Genomic DNA, 17166 nt, shown 5'->3' with positions numbered 1-17166 from the left:
AATGAATACAAAAATCATACAAAACAAAGAACTAAATATTTTTGAAGCCATAATTCCAGTAATTGCGTTAATAGGCATGTTAGCTTATAATGTATACATATATGGAGATGAAGCACTTGGTGGAAGCAATCAGTTTGTTTTATTATTAGGAGCAGCAGTTGCGGCAATTGTTGGTTTTTTTAATAAAGTGTCTTATAAAAAAATGCTTGATGAAGTAGCAGAAAACATAAAATCAACAGCTGGAGCCATTTTAATTTTATTAATGGTTGGTTCTTTAGCCGGAACTTGGCTAATTAGCGGAATTATTCCTTCTATGATATACTATGGATTACAAATTTTAAATCCTACCATTTTTTTACCAGCCACTTTAATAATATGCTCTGTAATTTCTATTGCTACTGGTAGTTCATGGACTACATCTGCAACTGTTGGTATCGCTTTAATTGGAATTGGTGGTGCATTAGGATTTGATTTAGGAATGGTAGCTGGTGCCGTAATTTCTGGCGCCTATTTTGGTGATAAATTATCTCCAATGTCAGACACAACCAACCTTGCTCCTGCCATGGCTGGAACCGATTTGTTTACTCATATTAGATATATGACTTTAACAACTATTCCTACTTATATTATTACATTAATCATTTTTGTGATTTTAGGATTAACCGTTAAAACAACTGGAATTGCAAATACTGAAGCTTTATTAACAGATATTCAAAAATCATTCAACATTACACCTTGGTTATTTTTAGTCCCTGTTATTGTGATAGGTTTAATTATTAAAAAAACAGAACCCTTAATTGCTTTATTAATTGGAACTTTATTAGGTGGTGTTTTTGCATTAATTTTTCAACCTAATATTGTTTTAATGCTTTCTGGTGGAACTGAATTAACTTTTGCAACCGGTTATAAAGGAGTCATGAATGCCATTACAACTAAAACAGTAATACCTACTACAAATGAAACATTAGCTGATTTGTTTACAGCTGGAGGAATGGAAAAAATGTTAGGCACTATTTGGTTGATATTATGTGCAATGGTTTTTGGAGGTATTATGGACGCTATTGGTGCTTTAGCAAGAATTAGTCAGTTTTTATTAAAATTAGCACATACCACTTTTGGTTTGTTTGCTTCAACTGTTGGAAGTTGTTTGGCTTTAAACATAACAGCTTCAGATCAGTATTTAGCTATTGTTGTACCTGGAAAAATGTTTGCAAAGGCTTATAAAGACAAAGGTTTAGCACCAGAAAACTTGAGTAGAACATTAGAAGATTCTGGTACAGTAACTTCGGTTTTAATACCATGGAATACTTGTGGAGCCTACCAGTCAGGAGCTTTAGGAGTTTCTACGTTTGATTATATTCCGTATGCGATTTTTAACTATCTAAGTCCGTTTATGACTTTAATTTTTGCAGCGTTTAATATTAAAATCAAACAATTGGTTTCAGATATTAAAGAATAAGAATATTATAAAGAAAATCTATTTTTATATAAAAATTAACCATTACTTAAATTAAGTAGTGGTTTTTTTATTCGTAAATTTGTATCAAGAAAATTAATAATAATCTTAAAAAATAAAATTATGTCATTAGTAGGAAAAAAATTCCCAAACATTACAGTTGATGCAATCTCTTTTATGGGAGATAATTTAAGAATTAACGTTTTAGAAGAAGCTACAAAAAACAAGAAAAAAGTACTATTGTTCTGGTATCCTAAAGATTTTACTTTCGTTTGCCCAACAGAATTACATGCTTTTCAAGCGGCTTTAGGTGAATTTGAAAAAAGAAACACAATGGTAATTGGCGCTTCTTGTGATACTAACGAAGTACACTTTGCATGGTTAAATACAGCAAAAGATAATGGTGGAATTGAAGGTGTAACTTATCCTTTATTAGCGGATACGACTCGTAATTTATCTGCTGCTTTAGATATTTTAGATGCAGAATGGGTATACAATGATGATTTAAATGACGAAATCTTAGAAGGATCTAACGTAACATTTAGAGCTACTTATTTAATTGACGAAGATGGTAAAATTTTCCACGAAAGTGTAAACGACATGCCATTAGGAAGAAATGTAAATGAATATTTAAGATTAGTAGACGCTTACACACACGTTCAAACTAAAGGAGAAGTTTGTCCTGCAAACTGGGAAGAAGGAAAAGATGCAATGAGTGCTGATAGAAATAGTACTGCTGCTTACTTAGCTTCACATTAATCAATAACAAAAATCAATAGCAATATCTAAAATTAAATATTTGAAACTTGATATTGCTATTGAAATTGAAATTTAAAATTATGTTTACAGAAATAGAACAAGATAATTTAGCAGAAGTAGTTGCAAATAACGAAACTGTTGTAGTACAATTTTCTGCTACTTGGTGTGGAAATTGTCGTATCATGAAACCAAAATTCAAAATGATGGCTTCTCAGAATGAATCAATTGCATTTGTAATTGTAGATGCTGAAAAATTTCCAGAATCAAGAAAATTAGCCAAAGTAGATAATTTACCTACGTTTGCTACTTTTAAAAATGGTGCATTAGTAAATCAAACACAAACTAATAAAGCAGAAGTTTTAGCGGAATTAGTAGCAGAAGTAGTTTAAAAGTTTAAGTTTTTATTGGGTTAAAAGTAATATAGTAGGTATTTATTAGCTTCAAATCAATTACTCAAAAACCCTTCTAAACTTTTAAACTCTTAACCTTATAAACTTTTAAACAAAAAACAAATGAAATTACCTATTATAAAACAGTTAACTCAATTTATTGAAGATAACGATCAAGATTATTTGGTAGAAACAATAGAAGTTTTAGAAAATCTATGCGAAGTATCTGCTCTAAAAGATGAAGAATTAGATGTAATTGCTGAATTAATTTCAAACATGTATGGTGCACTTGAAGTACATCAAGCAATAAAAAAAGGTACTGACAAGAAAACAGCCTTAAACGATTTTATGAAACGTGTTTTAGGTTCTATAGATAAAGAATAACAAAAGCTCCTTCTGGGGCTTTTCATATCATTACATTTTCATCAAAATTAAATTATTTTAGAAAATTTAACGTATATTTTATATATTGCACATTATTATCCCCTAAAATAATGTGTATGAACAAAATTACTTCTTTTCTAATATCTTGCTTTTTATTTGTTTCTTCAATTGGATTTGCACAAAATCAAAGAATAGAATTCAAACCTAGACCTTCGGAATTTGAATACTTTGAATACAGAAATGATAGTATTTTTCCATTAAAAACACCAATAGACAATACTACAAGTAGGGTTTTCGAAAGTAAATTACCTTATCCAATAATTTTTATACACGGATTAAATTCAAGTTCGGAAACTTGGAATACTTCTACCGATTATTATGATACGCAATACAGCTTTACATATGGTGGTCGTTTTGACTTTTGTTTAAATGCCGATAATAACAATACAACCACAAATAAAAACTTTTATCCTAATGCCGGAGCCGATATTGCTGCTTTTGAATCTTTTGTGCAAAATGGAGACTATTTCTATGTAAATTTTAATGTAAATCCGAATGGCGCTGTTGGAACAACGGTATTAAGTAATCAGGCTGCTATTGCAAAACAAGGAGCTGCTGTTAAAGTTGCTGTTCAAAGAGTCTTGGAAGTTACTGGAAAAGACAAAGTTATTTTAGTTGGACATAGTATGGGCGGTTTGGCTTCTAGAGAATACATTCAAAACGCGTACAATTGGCAGTCCGATAATCAACATCATGTAGCAAAACTTTTAACTCTAGGAACACCAAACGGAGGAAGTAATGCGAGCGATAATGTTTTAGCTTTTATGACAGGAACTGATGTTAGATCTGAAGCTATTAGAGATTTAAAAACTACGTACTATTATAGTGGTGAAGGAAGTCATTTTTTATTTGGGGGTACAGAAATTCAAAATAGTTCTAGCATGAACGACAACTCTTATTCTCCTGATTTTTATAATGTTGATTTAAATTGCAACGGTATTTTAGGAGAAACTATTCAAGGGCTGAATCAAAAACCAATTGATCATTTAATTGATTTTTCATGTGTAATTGGACGAATTACGAATGCTTTTGGCGGTAATATTACTACTGATGGAGTTGTACCAGAACCTTCTTCTAATCTAAATTCGTATTTAACAGGATTAACCTATCCGGCAAAATTATTTTACTTTAATTCTGGTTATGATATTATAGAAAATCATACCGAATTAACAAGATATCCTTACCAAATGATGCAAGGCTTAGACGAACCTAATTTTAAAGAGCTAGCTTATGGTATTACAACGAATAAAAACTACATTGGATATACAACCGTTCAAAATCCAGTGGCAGCAGACAACGATTTCTTTACATTTAATATTACGGATAATGTAGATGCTACTGTTTCTGTTAGCAGCATCGTTACTTCTAGCATGAGTGGAACTATTTTAGATGCAACTGGAACTGCTGTTGGTACTTTACAAAATAATAGTGGAAATACGTTAAGTTTTACAAGATCTCTTACACCAGGAAATTATTTCTTAAAATTAACAAGTACAAATCCAACCAGTACCAACTACCAAACGCCTTATCAATTTAACATCACTACTACTTTGAGTGCTGATGATAACAGTTTTGCTTCGTTTACTTACTATCCTAATCCTATTAAAGATATTTTATATTTAAACAATATTACTTTAACTAAAGCAAGTATTTATAGCCTATTAGGTCAATTAATTGAAACTAAATCTTTTGAAAACTCAACCTCTAATACTTTAGATTTAGCTAGTTTAGAAAGCGGAATTTACTTAATTGTACTAGAAAACGATTTGGAACAGAAAACGATAAAAGTAATTAAAGAATAAAACGAAAAACGCTCTTAAACAGAGCGTTTTTTTTATTTGTAATATTTCTTTCTCAACCAAAAGGCGACATTTACTAAAATTATCAAAGCCGGAACTTCTACTAAAGGTCCAATTACGCCAGCAAATGCTTGTCCGCTATTAATTCCGAAAACTCCGATGGAAACAGCAATCGCTAATTCAAAGTTATTTCCTGAAGCGGTAAAAGATAACGCCACTGTATCTCGATAATTGGCTCCTATTTTCTTAGCAACAAAAAACATTAAGAAAAACATAATTGCAAAGAAAATAACTAGTGGAATGGCTATTCGAACAACATCCATTGGTAAATCTACAATCATTTCGCCTTTTAAGCTAAACATGACTACAATTGTAAATAAAAGCGCAATAAGCGTAATTGGCGAAACAAACGGAATAAACGTTTGATTGAAAAACTTATCTCCGATATATTTTTTAATAGCAAAACGACTAATTACTGCCAATACAAAAGGAATTCCTAAATAGATTCCAACGGTTTGAGCAATTTCTGAAATAGTAATATTTAATACCAACCCTTTGATTCCGAATAAAGGCAACATGATTTCCAAATAGAAATAAGCATACAAACTAAAAAAGAAAACTTGTAACAAACTATTAATTCCTATTAAACCAGCTGTTAATTCACGGTTCCCTTCGGCAAGTTCATTCCAAACGATAACCATGGCAATACAAGGCGCAATTCCTATAATAATTAACCCTATCATGTATTCTGGATAGTCCTTCAAAAAGAAAGTAGCTAATAAAAACATTAAAAACGGACCTACAATCCAAGTAATGAAAAACGAAGCCGATAATAACTTTGGTTTTTCAAACATTTGAGGCACTTTAGAAAAATCGATTTTGGTTAAAGGCGGATACATCATTAAAATTAATCCAATTGCCAATGGAATATTTGTAGTTCCGGACGAAAATGAGTTGATAAAATTGGCAGAATTGGGAATAAAATATCCGATAGCAACACCAATTAGCATCGCTAAGAAAATCCAAAGTGTTAAAAGTCGGTCTAAAAATCCTAATCGTTTTTTCATATTATAGTATTAACCACAAAGTACACTAAGAAGGCACAATGTTCACAATTGATAAATTATTTTATTTGTGAAAACACAAAACACATTTCAGAAGCTATCTGTAAACTTCTCTCAGCGTATTTTTCGTTCATCATATCGGTTCCATCAAATGCTTTTGGATCATCGTATTTGATTGGGAATCTGGCTTCTGCACCAAAAACCATTGGACAGCCTTCGTCAGCGTTATTACACGTCATGATGGCTCCGAAGTTAGTTTTAGGGTTAAAATCATCGAAATAGGCTTTTGAAAAACAGATAATAGAATGTTGATTGTCATCAAATTTCACTGCATACACCGGATTTTGTTCTTGGCTTAACTTTTGAATTTGAAAACCTTGATTGACTAAGGTTTCGCCAACTTTTGGAAACATGGCTGTGGCTTCGGTTCCGCCAGAATAACAAAATACATTTTTAATCCCGAAATGAAACGCCATCGTTTGTGCCCAAATTTGGGATAAATGACTTCTTCTGGAATTGTGAGTGCAAATGAAGTTCAATCGAATTTCTTCGTTAGTATTCACTTTATTTTGAATGTATTCGACTAAAGGATTCAACACTTCTTTACGTTCCTCTGAAACTACAATTTTTGCAATTGATTCGATGGTTTTTGATAAATTTTCTAACATATTTTGATTTTTTTTAGCCACAAAGAGCACTAAGAAGGCACGATGTTCACAATGATTCTTTTTTAGTTTTTAGTTTTTTTTATAATGACAAAATATGAAATTCTGAACTGTGTCAAAAGGTGTTTCATGGTCTTCTGTAAAGCAATTTTATAATTCGAAATCTTCGCCGAAAACTGCTTCCATTTTTTCAACCGAATATTGTGTTATTGGCAAACCACTGCATTTTAAAGGTCCGTCTTCAGAAAAAGTTCCAATTATTAAATGTCCGTTTTGATTGGTATTTGCGACTACATTCTTTTTATATTGTTCGATATCATTAGCTTCTGTATAAAAATGAAAAGAAGCTCTATCGTGCCAAACATCAAATTTCTCATTTGATTGAAAATGCAAACTATCGGAAACTATAAAAGTTACCTTCTTAGCTTTATCTCCTAATCGTTTTTTTGCACGTTCAATAGCAGCAGCCGAAATGTCTAACAAGAATAAATTCGTATAACCCAATTCTAATAAACTATCAATCAAATAGCTGTCTCCACCTCCAATATCTATGATTTTGGCATCTTTAGCTACTTTACAAGCTTGAATTAATTGAATAGAAGTTTTAGGCTCGTTTTGATACCAACTTACTTCATTTTCAGCTTTTGTAGTAAAAACCGTTTCCCAATGTTGTTGTTTTTCTGACATATTTTGATTATTTTAACCACAAAGCGCACTAGGAAGGCACAATGTACACTATGATTTTTTACTTTAAAATTAACAACAACCTGATTCCGGAGTGCAACAAGAGGTTTCTTTTTGCTTCCACTCGCCTATTTTAACTTTCAACTTTTCGGGTGGGATGCCGCATTTGTCTTTTGCTAAACAATCGGTTAGTTTTGATACTAATAAAAAATTAGTGCCATTGAACTCTAAATCAAATTTTCCGATGGTTTCCTTCATTTGATATTCTACTTCGATTTCTAAATCTGGTATTTGCAGTTTAGATTCAGACAATTCAATTATATGTACTAATTTTTCTGGATGCAATCTATGATCGTAATCGTTTGCTTCCCAAAGTTGGAAGTTTGCGACTTCTTCTGTGCGAACAACACCACCACAATCGATGAAATGTTTCGTAATTTTCCCTACTTCTGTGACGTGAAAATGGTTTGGAACTAATTCGCCATTTGGCAATTGAAAAGCAATAGTGGTTAGCTTTTTTAGTTCGGATTTGATTTCGGATAATTTCATAATGTATTTTTTAATTTGTTTTCAAAAAGTTCTCGATACTATTTCACTTGTTCTCGATACATTTTTTGTTCCGTTTTACTTCACAAAAAACACTCGAACTGACGTGAAATTTCAGATGAATCACTCAAAGTGACGAATATTACTCTTAACAACATTTATTCTTTAACTTATGACGAATCATGCCAAAGTGATTTTCTATTAAATCTATTGTATCTGGATTGATGCAATAGCAAATGGCTGTACCTTCTATATTTCCTTTAATAATATTTGCGTTTTTTAACTCTTTTAAGTGTTGCGAAACGGTAGGTTGCGCTAAAGGCAGTTCGTTTACAATATCGCCACAAATACAAGTATCAACAGTTAATAGATAATCAACGATAGCAATACGAGCCGGATGTGATAAAGCTTTGAATATATTTGCTAATTCGTTGTGTTCTACTGAAAAGGATTCTGATTTTGATGCTCCCATTATGTTATAAATTTACTATTGGTATAATTATTAAAATTGGTTCTCGATACAATTTTACAAAGTAAAAATTAGCATTTTTACTTTGTAAAATCACTCGAACTGATGTGAAATCGTAAGCAAAAAATACTCGGACTTAGGTAATCAATAATTATCCTTATTATTATATTGCAATATTACGATAAACAAATATAATACACAATAAAAAATCCCGAAATTTCTTTCGGGATTAATTTTATAGCTGCTAATTCACCTAGGCGAACAGCATAACAAAAAGTGAGATTATTTACCTCCTTTTTCCATTTTAGCTTTTAATTCAGCAAGAATATCGTTATTATCACCTAAAGTAGATGTTTGAGCTGAAGTATTTGATGAAGTTTCAACTGCAGTTTTAACGTTTTTCTCTTCTTCTTCACGGAAGATAGCTGTATGAGAAGCTACTACTCTTTTGAATTCTTTATTGAACTCAATAACTTTAAAGTCAGCAGTATCTCCTTTTTTCAATTTTTTACCGTCTTCTTTTTCTAAGTGACGTGTAGGAATGAAAGCAACGATATCGTCACCAAATTCTACAGTAGCCCCTTTGTCAACGATTTCAGCAATAGTACCGTTATGAACAGTTCCTACAGCGAAAGCATCTTCGTATTTATCCCATGGGTTAGCAGTAGTTTGTTTGTGACCTAAAGATAATTTACGACCTTCAACGTCTAATTCTAATACTACAACATCCATATTGTCTCCTACGTTTACAAATTCAGATGGGTGTTTGATTTTCTTAGTCCAAGATAAATCAGAGATGTATACTAAACCGTCGATACCTTCTTCTAACTCTACGAAAATTCCGAAGTTAGTAAAGTTTCTAACGATACCTGTATGTTTAGAAGCAACTGGGTATTTAGAAGTAATATCTGTCCATGGATCTTGCGTCATTTGTTTGATACCTAAAGACATTTTTCTTTCGTCTCTATCTAAAGTTAAAACAACTGCTTCAACCTCGTCTCCAATTTTCATGAAATCTTGAGCACTTCTTAAGTGAGTAGACCAAGACATTTCAGAAACGTGGATTAAACCTTCTACACCTTCAGCAACTTCGATGAAAGCTCCGTAATCAGCTAAAACAACAACTTTACCTTTAACTTTATCACCTACTTTTAATTCAGCTCCTAAAGCATCCCATGGATGAGCGTTTAATTGTTTTAAACCTAATTGGATTCTTGTTTTCTCGTCATCGAAATCAAGGATTACAACGTTTAATTTTTGGTCTAATTCAAGAACTTCGCTTGGGTGATTGATTCTTGACCAAGATAAGTCAGTAATATGGATTAATCCATCTACTCCACCTAAATCAATAAATACACCGTAAGAAGTAATGTTTTTAACAACACCTTCTAATACTTGTCCTTTTTCTAATTGACCAATGATTTCTTTTTTCTGTACTTCAATATCTGCTTCGATAAGCGCTTTGTGAGATACTACTACGTTTTTGAATTCGTGGTTAATTTTAACTACTTTGAATTCCATAGTTTTGTTCACATATTGATCGTAATCACGGATAGGTTTCACATCAATTTGTGAACCTGGTAAGAATGCTTCAATTCCGAAAACATCTACAATCATACCCCCTTTAGTTCTACATTTAACGAAACCGTTAACGATTTCTCCTGTTTCGTTAGCAGAAATAACTCTATCCCATGCTTTGATAGTTCTAGCTTTTCTGTGAGATAATACTAATTGACCTGTTTTATCTTCACGAACGTCGATAAGTACTTCTACTTTATCTCCAACTTTTAAGTTTGGATTGTAACGGAATTCGTTTAAAGAAATAACACCTTCAGATTTAGCGTTGATGTCTACAATTGCATCTCTTTCTGTAATTCTAACTACTACTCCTTCTACTACTTCTTCTTGATCTGTAGCGATGAATGTTTTAGTTACTAGATCTTCAAATTCTTGTAAGTTTTTTTCATCTACTGGGTCAATTCCTTCTTGGAAGTTGTGCCAGTTAAAATTCGCTAAAAACTCTTCTTGTGTTTTGTTAATTTCAGACATGCTGATTAAAAATTTGTATGCCGTGTTACTAGCGTTTCTTAATGCGAATAGAAAACAACAGCAGTGTTTTACTTAAATGATTGATACCTAATGGAAACGCTATCCGCCAAAAGGTGCGCAAAATTACAACTATATTTTTGATTTACAAAAACTTTATAGCTTGTTTTTATCGAATTCTAACATTTATTTATGTTTTGTAAATAAGTTATTTTAGATACATTTGCAGAAATTTAATAGATAAAATGAAAAAAATAGTTTTTATTGTTGCTTCTGTTCTTTTAATTGTTTCTTGTAACAATCTTAAGGATAATGAGTTTTTAATTGCTGGTACAATTGCTGGTGTTGAAAACGGAAAAAAAGTTTTTGTTGAAGTACAAACGGAAACAGGTTCTGTTGCTAAGGACACTGCTATTGTAACTGACGGAAAGTTTGAACTGAAAGGTATTGCCGATGGTATTGACATTGGTTTTATTAGAATTGAAAACATGGAGATTAATTTGCCTATTATTTTAGAACAAGGTAAAATTGAAGTTGAAATTGTTAAAGATTCGATTCATAAATCTACTTTAGGTGGTACTCCTAATAATGATAAGTTTCAAAAATTTAATACTGAAACTAGAGTGATTTCTGAAAAAGTAATGAAGTTTGAAAAAACTAATGGTCCTGCTATGCAAGAGGCTCGCACTAATAATGATACCGTTACTGTAAATAAATTATTAAAAGAGTATAAGAAATTTCAGGATGAAATGAATGACTACTCTAAAAAGTTTATTAAAGAGAATCCGGATGCTTATTTATCTGTATTATTGTTAGAGAATTTTTTAATGAGACAATATTTAACTACTGAAGAAGTTAAATCGTATTATAATGGTTTAAGTAAGGAATTGGCTGCTACTAAAAGTGGTAAGAAAATTAAAACTACTTTAGACGCTATGACCGCTATTGTTATAGGCAAACCTGCTCCTCTTTTTACTGGACCTACTCCTGATGGAAAAACGGTTTCTTTAAAAGAGTCTTTAGGCAAGGTTACTATTATAGATTTCTGGGCTTCTTGGTGTGGTCCTTGTAGAGCAGAAAACCCTAACGTAGTGGCTATGTATAAAGAATTACACGAAAAAGGTTTAAACATTATTGGTGTTTCTTTAGATAAAGATGCTGATAAATGGAAAGAGGCTATTGCTAAAGATAATTTAACTTGGGCTCATGTTTCTAACCTTAAGTTTTGGGAAGATCCTATTGCTAAACAATATAATGTACAAGCTATTCCTGCTACTTTTATTTTAGATGCTAATGGAATTATTGTGGCAAAAGACCTTAGAGGTGAAGAATTACGTGCTAAAGTAATTGCTCTTTTAGAGGCTAAATAATCTGATATTTTTATAAAATTAAAAAATCTTCTTCGGAAGATTTTTTTTATGTTTTTCATTTACAGAAAGTTATAAAATAGTATGAAAAATTGTAAAAAATATCTTTGCTGATATGAAAAACAATTCTATATTTGCAACCGCTTAGTCAAATAAGTAAGATGGCTTGGGGAGATACTCAAGCGGCCAACGAGGGCGGACTGTAAATCCGCTGATTACATCTTCGCAGGTTCGAATCCTGCTCTCCCCACAAAAGCACTTCGTTAGAAGTGCTTTTTTTGTATCTTACTGTTTCTAGTATTGTATACATCTTACATACACTATCCATACACTATCCATACACTATCCATACTTTATCTATACACTATCTATGGAGTATCTCCCTAATATGACATGTCCTCTTTTTTAGTTCTCGATACAATTTTACAAGGCAAAAATTAGCATTTTTTCCTTTTAAAATCACTCGAACTGACGGTGGTGAAGCGATTTTACTGGTTCTCGACACACGTCTCTTCGAGTGCGAAGCGTATCGAGAAGTTTTTGTCTGTTTTATTTTAAAATAAATATATACGGTTTACGTGTTCTCGATACAATTTTAAAAAGCAAAAATTAGCATTTTTTCCTTTTAAAATCACTCGAACTGACGGTGGTGGGATTACGTTTAATAAGTACTCAATTCTGGTTTACGTGTTCTTGATACAATTTTACAAGGCAAAAATTAGCATTTTTTCCTTTTAAAATCACTCGAACTGACGGTGGTGAAGCGATTTTACTGGTTCTCGACACACGTCTCTTCGAGTGCGAAGCGTATCGAGAAGTTTTTGTCTGTTTTATTTTATAAAAAAAATATACGGTTTACGTGTTCTCGATACAATTTTAAAAAGCAAAAATTGGCATTTTTTCCTTTTAAAATCACTCGAACTGACGGTAAGAATTAATTATTTGCTTTCGATTTAATCATTATTTAAACTTTTTTCTAGCAAGATTAGGAAGCGCATCATAATTATCATTAATCAAAGCTTCTTTTTTAGCTCTAGACCATTTTTTTATTTGTTTTTCTTTATCTATGGCAAAACCAATATTTGTAAATTCGGCATAAAAAACTAACTTAACAGGTCTTCTTGATGCTGTGTAACAGTCTGGATAAAAAGCTGATTCGTGTTGATACATTCGTTGTGTTAAATTACTTGTAACACCCGTGTAGTATGAATCATCTGAACATTTGAGTATGTAAACGTATGAAATTTGCATGTAACAAAAATAGTTTTTTTTCGTGTTCTCGATATAATTTTAGGTTTAAAAAACTTATGTTTTTAAAATCTAAAATCACTCGAACTGACGGTGTTGATGCGATTTTAGATATTCTCGATTAAATTTTTCGTGTTCTCGATACAATTTTACAAGGCAAAAATTAGCATTTTTTCCTTTTAAAATCACTCGAACTGACGGTGTTGATGCGATTTTACTGGTTCTAGACACACGTCTCTTCGAGTGCGAAGCGTATCGAGAAGTATTTGTCTGTTTTATTTTAAAATAAATATATACGGTTTACGTGTTCTCGATACAATTTTAAAAAGCAAAAATTAGCATTTTTTCCTTTTAAAATCACTCGAACTGACGGTGGTGGGATTACGTTTAATAAGTACTCAATTCTGGTTTACGTGTTCTTGATACAATTTTACAAGGCAAAAATTAGCATTTTTTCCTTTTAAAATCACTCGAACTGACGGTGGTGATGCGATTTTACTGGTTCTCGACACACGTCTCTTCGAGTGCGAAGCGTATCGAGAAGTTAAGTTCTGTTTTATTTTACAATAAACATATACGGTTTACGTGTTCTCGATACAATTTTACAAGGCAAAAATTGGCATTTTTTCCTTTTAAAATCACTCGAACTGACGGTGGTGATTCGATTTTACTGGTTCTCGATACAATTTTAAAAAGCAAAAATTAGCATTTTTACTTTGTAAAATCACTCGAACTGACGGTGGTGGGAATGGTGCTTTTTGTTTTGTCTCGACTTCGCTCGACTTGACAATGGTGGTGGTTTTGTGTTTCTCGACTTCGCTTGACTTTACAATGGTTTGGGTATTTTATTTTTATTTTATATATTTGTGATATATAAGCCATTAAATAATTATTTGCCATGAAAACTATACGTATTGAGAAGATTTTTCACCATGGTGCTTATCGCATTGGGGTGTTTTTTGATAAGGATTTTGAAATTATTGCTGTTTTAAAACGGTTAGGTGCTACTTATAGTGGTTCTCGTCGTTGTTGGTATTTAGATTATTCTAAGGTTTCTTATCATTTATTACGTTCTCACTTTCCAGATTTGGTGGTTGTTACTGAATCTTCTATTCCTACTCTGGTGACCGGTGTTGATAACCGTGACCTTTCACCCATAGCTTCTTCAAGCGCTCTTCAGTTAGGCTCTGTTGTGAGTAATCCTGAACATAAACAATCTGTTGTTTCTTCTGATAAATTGAGGTTACAATTGTTGCCAAGTATAGGTAAATATTGGGTTTTTAAAATGCATTTTCATCATGAAATTAGTAAACAACTTTTAAAGGTTAAAGGGGTTTACTGGAACGGTAATTATAAAAGTTACATGGTTTATAGGAATGAGGTGGTTAAAAAAGAGGTTGAGGGTATTTTAGGTGTTTCGGGGGTTTTTGGATTGGATTATTTTGTTAAAGATTCTTTTGTTGTTAAGGGAAAAATAAAGGTTTTGCCTCATGCTGAAGCTGTTTCATGGATGGAGGTTTATGTTCCTAAAGTGTTGCAGGTTCATGAGAAATTGAAGCGGTTTTCAATGATGCGTTTTAGCAAGAGTAAGAATTGTTATTTGCTTCCGGCTGCTCCGGTTGTAATGGATTCTTTGCATTTGCAGTTTGAGAATACGGGGATTGAGATTGAAATATTGCTTCCGAAAAATTATTTAGATAAGCGTAATTTGCCTAATAAAAAGCAGCTGGATTTGTCTAAAACAAAGAAGAGTTTGCTGGATATGGTTCCTGAGAAGGCCCACTTGTATTTGAGTGGTATGGTTGATACATTATTAGCCTTGAATTATAGTAGTTCTACTTTGCGTACGTATTGTGGTGCTTTTATTCAGTTTTTGCGCTATTTTGATTTTAGGAATCCGGAGGATGTGAGTAGAGAGGAGATTATTCGCTTTTTAGGTTCGTTAATGGAGCGAGGCTTGTCGGCCACTAGTGGTCATAGTATGGTGAATGGGGTTCAGTTTTACTATCAGCAAGTTTTAGGAAAGCGCGATTTTACGTTTGTGCTTCCGCGTCCGAAAAAGGAGAAGAAACTTCCGGTTGTATTGACGATGGAGGAATGTTTGCTAATTTTTAAGGTGGTGGATAATCCGAAACATAAGTTGCTATTATTGATTGGTTATGGTGCTGGATTGCGAGTGAGTGAAATTGTGAGTTTAAAATGGAGTGATATTTTATTTGAGGAGCACAAAATACATGTTAAAAATGCCAAGGGAAAGAAAGATCGTATGGTAATGTTGCCCTACTCTATTGTTAGTTCGTTGCAATTGTATAGAGAGTTGTACAAGGGCAAGTTGTATGTTTTTGAGGGTCAGTTTGCCGGTGAGCCTTATAGTACAGGGAGTGTGCAACAGGTTATGCGTACGGCATTAAAGTTAAGTGGCTTAGAGAAAAAAGCAACTGTACACACGTTGCGTCATAGTTTTGCAACTCATTTACTTGAGAATGGCACCGACATACGATACATTCAGCAATTTTTAGGGCATTCGAGTATTAAAACGACTACTGTTTATACCCATTTAACCAAAACGGCTGTAGATAAAATACAGAGTCCGTTAGACCGAATGATTGATTTAAAAAGTAAGAAAAAACTTGATGAATAATTTTTACAATATAAAAAAGTTGTATATATTTGATGCTATTTACTAGTTGGCAGTAATATTAAAACGAATCGTCGAAAAAATAAGAATGATAAAACTTCTCAATAAATATAAATTTCAAATAATATATTATGTTATATTATCATTATTGCTTTTTGTATTTGTTCCTAATCAAGAAGATTATTATCTAGATAATGATATTAGTAACTTCAAAAATAAATACTATTGGAAAACTTCCTTCATAGTAATCGGTATAATTGCATTTTTATTTTTTCTAAAACTTGTTATTAAAAAAGTATCGTTAGAAGAAAAATTAAATAAAGTTTTCGTTTCTATAATTATTGGTTTTTTATTTGCTGCATTCTTTCAACCAATAATAATTTCTTCATTTCTATATATAAATAGATGTAAAAAGGTAAATACTATAACTGAAAAGTATAAAATAATTGATATTGAAGGAAATAATCTAATTGCCCTTAATAAAAAAAATAAAGAGACTATCTGGGAAAATGATTTTAATAAATTTCATTTAAAAATAAATAGTAATACAATAAAAATAAATGACACATTAAAGCTAAACTTTGAAAAAGGAATACTTGGTATAAAATATATAAAAAAGTAAAAATACTACTGCCAACAACGGTTTGTAGCAATTGCTCGGCTTGGTCTTTGTTTGAATTTTCTCCGAAAATTTATTGGGAGTTTTATATTTGTGAAATTAAGTGCTAAATTTACGCAACTGCCACAAGCCGTCAAACGTTAGCGGTAATAGTAAAAAACGGAACGCAAAAAATATGACATACGATTGGACAATTTTTTTAAACGATGAATTTCATCCGACATTTCAAAAAGAACTAAGCAGACAATTATTAGAAAAAGGAAGTACTGGTACAGGTATTAAAGAATTTGAAAAATATAACTTTCAATTAATTGTGGGTATTAGTGACCCAGAAATTAAGCAAATCGGAAATAAGGTTTTTGCGAAAGTTGATTTTATAACACCTGGTTCTTTTCAAATTCCGATTGAAATTTATTGGACATCAAAAGATTCAAAAAATCTTTTAGAAATTCATAAAAGTGATATTTCAAAACTAAATATTGAAATCAATTGGAATGAAAAAATTCCGCTGGAAAATATATTGCCATTTATGGATGAACTGGAAGAACCTGAATAAAACTACTACCGCTAACAGCGGTTTGCATTAATGGCTGGGCTTGCGGAAAATCCTCAATGGCACAGTTGTTTTATTTAAAGTTTTGTGTATATTTGTAATGGTTTGGTGCTTTGGCTCGCCATTAATTCAAGCCACAAAACGTTGTAGGCAACATATTTTCCGAACTTACGCTGAAGGCTTCTCTCCTATTTTTTCAAAAGAAATTTAATGAAATTGTTACCGAAAAATCTTGCGTGATAATTGAAACCTGAACCGAACTTTGTCGATAAACTTTGTGTTGAAATTACGTTTGCGAGAAAATCCGAAGTGAAATTGAAAACTGATATTTAACGTTGCGTGACAATCCGAACTTTGCGGATAATCGTTGCGTTGTGTTTTTAAGTTCCGAAAATATTATGCAGCCTACAACAGCGGTTT

General features: G+C 32.0%; 16 protein-coding genes and 1 tRNA gene. 10 read left to right on the top strand and 7 right to left on the bottom strand.

Translation table 11 applies throughout. The annotated features are described in order from the left end of the window. The first annotated feature begins 1 nt into the window (after position 1). From nhaC to GFJ99_RS10005, 5 genes are all read left to right on the top strand, one after another. Positions 2-1459 (top strand): Na+/H+ antiporter NhaC, encoded by a 1458-nt coding sequence (gene nhaC, locus GFJ99_RS10025; RefSeq protein WP_153208591.1) that lies wholly within the window; start codon positions 2-4, stop codon positions 1457-1459. 120 nt (positions 1460-1579) lie between these two features. Further along, entirely contained in the window at positions 1580-2215 is a 636-nt protein-coding gene (locus GFJ99_RS10020) for a peroxiredoxin (protein WP_008257657.1), read from the top strand. Positions 2216-2295: 80 nt separating this feature from the next. Further along, positions 2296-2604, top strand: coding sequence for a co-chaperone YbbN (locus tag GFJ99_RS10015; protein WP_040470982.1), 309 nt, complete (start codon positions 2296-2298; stop codon positions 2602-2604). A 123-nt stretch (positions 2605-2727) separates the two neighbouring features. Continuing rightward, complete coding sequence (locus GFJ99_RS10010) at positions 2728-2988, top strand: hypothetical protein (RefSeq protein ID WP_153208590.1); 261 nt, start codon at positions 2728-2730, stop codon at positions 2986-2988. Positions 2989-3104: 116 nt separating this feature from the next. After that, positions 3105-4850 carry a T9SS type A sorting domain-containing protein gene (locus GFJ99_RS10005; protein ID WP_153208589.1) on the top strand — a complete coding sequence of 582 codons (1746 nt, stop codon included), beginning with the start codon at positions 3105-3107 and terminating at the stop codon, positions 4848-4850. Positions 4851-4882: 32 nt separating this feature from the next. Here GFJ99_RS10005 and arsB read toward each other — a convergent pair whose 3' ends face one another. The 6 genes from arsB to rpsA all read right to left on the bottom strand — a co-directional run bounded on the left by arsB (position 4883) and on the right by rpsA (position 10324). Continuing rightward, positions 4883-5914 (bottom strand): ACR3 family arsenite efflux transporter, encoded by a 1032-nt coding sequence (gene arsB / locus GFJ99_RS10000; RefSeq protein WP_153208588.1) that lies wholly within the window; start codon positions 5912-5914, stop codon positions 4883-4885. A 56-nt stretch (positions 5915-5970) separates the two neighbouring features. Continuing rightward, entirely contained in the window at positions 5971-6579 is a 609-nt protein-coding gene (locus GFJ99_RS09995) for a low molecular weight phosphatase family protein (RefSeq protein ID WP_153208587.1), read from the bottom strand. 147 nt (positions 6580-6726) lie between these two features. Next, a complete protein-coding gene (locus GFJ99_RS09990) occupies positions 6727-7263 on the bottom strand; it encodes a trans-aconitate 2-methyltransferase (protein WP_370454303.1) in 537 nt (178 codons plus the stop codon). A 69-nt stretch (positions 7264-7332) separates the two neighbouring features. Next, the gene (locus GFJ99_RS09985) at positions 7333-7809 is read right to left on the bottom strand and encodes a DUF6428 family protein (RefSeq protein WP_153208586.1); all 477 of its coding nucleotides are present in this window, start codon (positions 7807-7809) and stop codon (positions 7333-7335) included. Between the two features lie 145 nt (positions 7810-7954). Continuing rightward, positions 7955-8278, bottom strand: a complete 324-nt coding sequence (locus tag GFJ99_RS09980; protein WP_153208585.1) for a helix-turn-helix transcriptional regulator — start codon at positions 8276-8278, stop codon at positions 7955-7957. Positions 8279-8557: 279 nt separating this feature from the next. Further along, positions 8558-10324 carry a 30S ribosomal protein S1 gene (gene rpsA / locus GFJ99_RS09975; protein ID WP_153208584.1) on the bottom strand — a complete coding sequence of 589 codons (1767 nt, stop codon included), beginning with the start codon at positions 10322-10324 and terminating at the stop codon, positions 8558-8560. Positions 10325-10566: 242 nt separating this feature from the next. Between rpsA and GFJ99_RS09970 the strand changes: the two genes are divergently transcribed. Both GFJ99_RS09970 and GFJ99_RS09965 read left to right on the top strand, forming a co-directional pair. Next, positions 10567-11691 carry a TlpA disulfide reductase family protein gene (locus GFJ99_RS09970; protein WP_153208583.1) on the top strand — a complete coding sequence of 375 codons (1125 nt, stop codon included), beginning with the start codon at positions 10567-10569 and terminating at the stop codon, positions 11689-11691. Between the two features lie 165 nt (positions 11692-11856). After that, positions 11857-11938 (top strand) — tRNA-Tyr (locus GFJ99_RS09965). Between the two features lie 710 nt (positions 11939-12648). Here GFJ99_RS09965 and GFJ99_RS09960 read toward each other — a convergent pair. Beyond that, positions 12649-12939, bottom strand: coding sequence for a GIY-YIG nuclease family protein (locus GFJ99_RS09960; RefSeq protein ID WP_153208582.1), 291 nt, complete (start codon positions 12937-12939; stop codon positions 12649-12651). An 895-nt stretch (positions 12940-13834) separates the two neighbouring features. Here GFJ99_RS09960 and GFJ99_RS09955 point away from each other — a divergent pair. From GFJ99_RS09955 to GFJ99_RS09945, 3 genes are all read left to right on the top strand, one after another. Next, complete coding sequence (locus GFJ99_RS09955; RefSeq protein ID WP_153208581.1) at positions 13835-15577, top strand: tyrosine-type recombinase/integrase; 1743 nt, start codon at positions 13835-13837, stop codon at positions 15575-15577. Positions 15578-15662: 85 nt separating this feature from the next. Then, a complete protein-coding gene (locus tag GFJ99_RS09950) occupies positions 15663-16196 on the top strand; it encodes a hypothetical protein (protein WP_153208580.1) in 534 nt (177 codons plus the stop codon). Between the two features lie 172 nt (positions 16197-16368). Beyond that, entirely contained in the window at positions 16369-16749 is a 381-nt protein-coding gene (locus tag GFJ99_RS09945) for a hypothetical protein (protein WP_153208579.1), read from the top strand. The last annotated feature ends 417 nt before the right edge of the window (positions 16750-17166 follow it).

This window comes from Flavobacterium sp. LMO6, assembly GCF_009495795.1.
In the GTDB taxonomy this organism is placed as follows: Bacteria; Bacteroidota; Bacteroidia; order Flavobacteriales; family Flavobacteriaceae; genus Flavobacterium.
Note: the sequence above shows the minus strand (reverse complement) of the source record. Positions and strands in the feature narration are given on the sequence as shown.

Excerpts from the sequence above, each read along its gene's own strand:
- nhaC (WP_153208591.1), top strand. The coding sequence starts at position 2 with ATGAATACAAAAATCATACAAAACAAAGAACTAAATATTTTTGAAGCC.
- GFJ99_RS10020 (WP_008257657.1), top strand. The coding sequence starts at position 1,580 with ATGTCATTAGTAGGAAAAAAATTCCCAAACATTACAGTTGATGCAATC.
- GFJ99_RS10015 (WP_040470982.1), top strand. The coding sequence starts at position 2,296 with ATGTTTACAGAAATAGAACAAGATAATTTAGCAGAAGTAGTTGCAAAT.
- GFJ99_RS10010 (WP_153208590.1), top strand. The coding sequence starts at position 2,728 with ATGAAATTACCTATTATAAAACAGTTAACTCAATTTATTGAAGATAAC.
- GFJ99_RS10005 (WP_153208589.1), top strand. The coding sequence starts at position 3,105 with ATGAACAAAATTACTTCTTTTCTAATATCTTGCTTTTTATTTGTTTCT.
- arsB (WP_153208588.1), bottom strand. The coding sequence starts at position 5,914 with ATGAAAAAACGATTAGGATTTTTAGACCGACTTTTAACACTTTGGATT.
- GFJ99_RS09995 (WP_153208587.1), bottom strand. The coding sequence starts at position 6,579 with ATGTTAGAAAATTTATCAAAAACCATCGAATCAATTGCAAAAATTGTA.
- GFJ99_RS09990 (WP_370454303.1), bottom strand. The coding sequence starts at position 7,263 with ATGTCAGAAAAACAACAACATTGGGAAACGGTTTTTACTACAAAAGCT.
- GFJ99_RS09985 (WP_153208586.1), bottom strand. The coding sequence starts at position 7,809 with ATGAAATTATCCGAAATCAAATCCGAACTAAAAAAGCTAACCACTATT.
- GFJ99_RS09980 (WP_153208585.1), bottom strand. The coding sequence starts at position 8,278 with ATGGGAGCATCAAAATCAGAATCCTTTTCAGTAGAACACAACGAATTA.
- rpsA (WP_153208584.1), bottom strand. The coding sequence starts at position 10,324 with ATGTCTGAAATTAACAAAACACAAGAAGAGTTTTTAGCGAATTTTAAC.
- GFJ99_RS09970 (WP_153208583.1), top strand. The coding sequence starts at position 10,567 with ATGAAAAAAATAGTTTTTATTGTTGCTTCTGTTCTTTTAATTGTTTCT.
- GFJ99_RS09960 (WP_153208582.1), bottom strand. The coding sequence starts at position 12,939 with ATGCAAATTTCATACGTTTACATACTCAAATGTTCAGATGATTCATAC.
- GFJ99_RS09955 (WP_153208581.1), top strand. The coding sequence starts at position 13,835 with ATGAAAACTATACGTATTGAGAAGATTTTTCACCATGGTGCTTATCGC.
- GFJ99_RS09950 (WP_153208580.1), top strand. The coding sequence starts at position 15,663 with ATGATAAAACTTCTCAATAAATATAAATTTCAAATAATATATTATGTT.
- GFJ99_RS09945 (WP_153208579.1), top strand. The coding sequence starts at position 16,369 with ATGACATACGATTGGACAATTTTTTTAAACGATGAATTTCATCCGACA.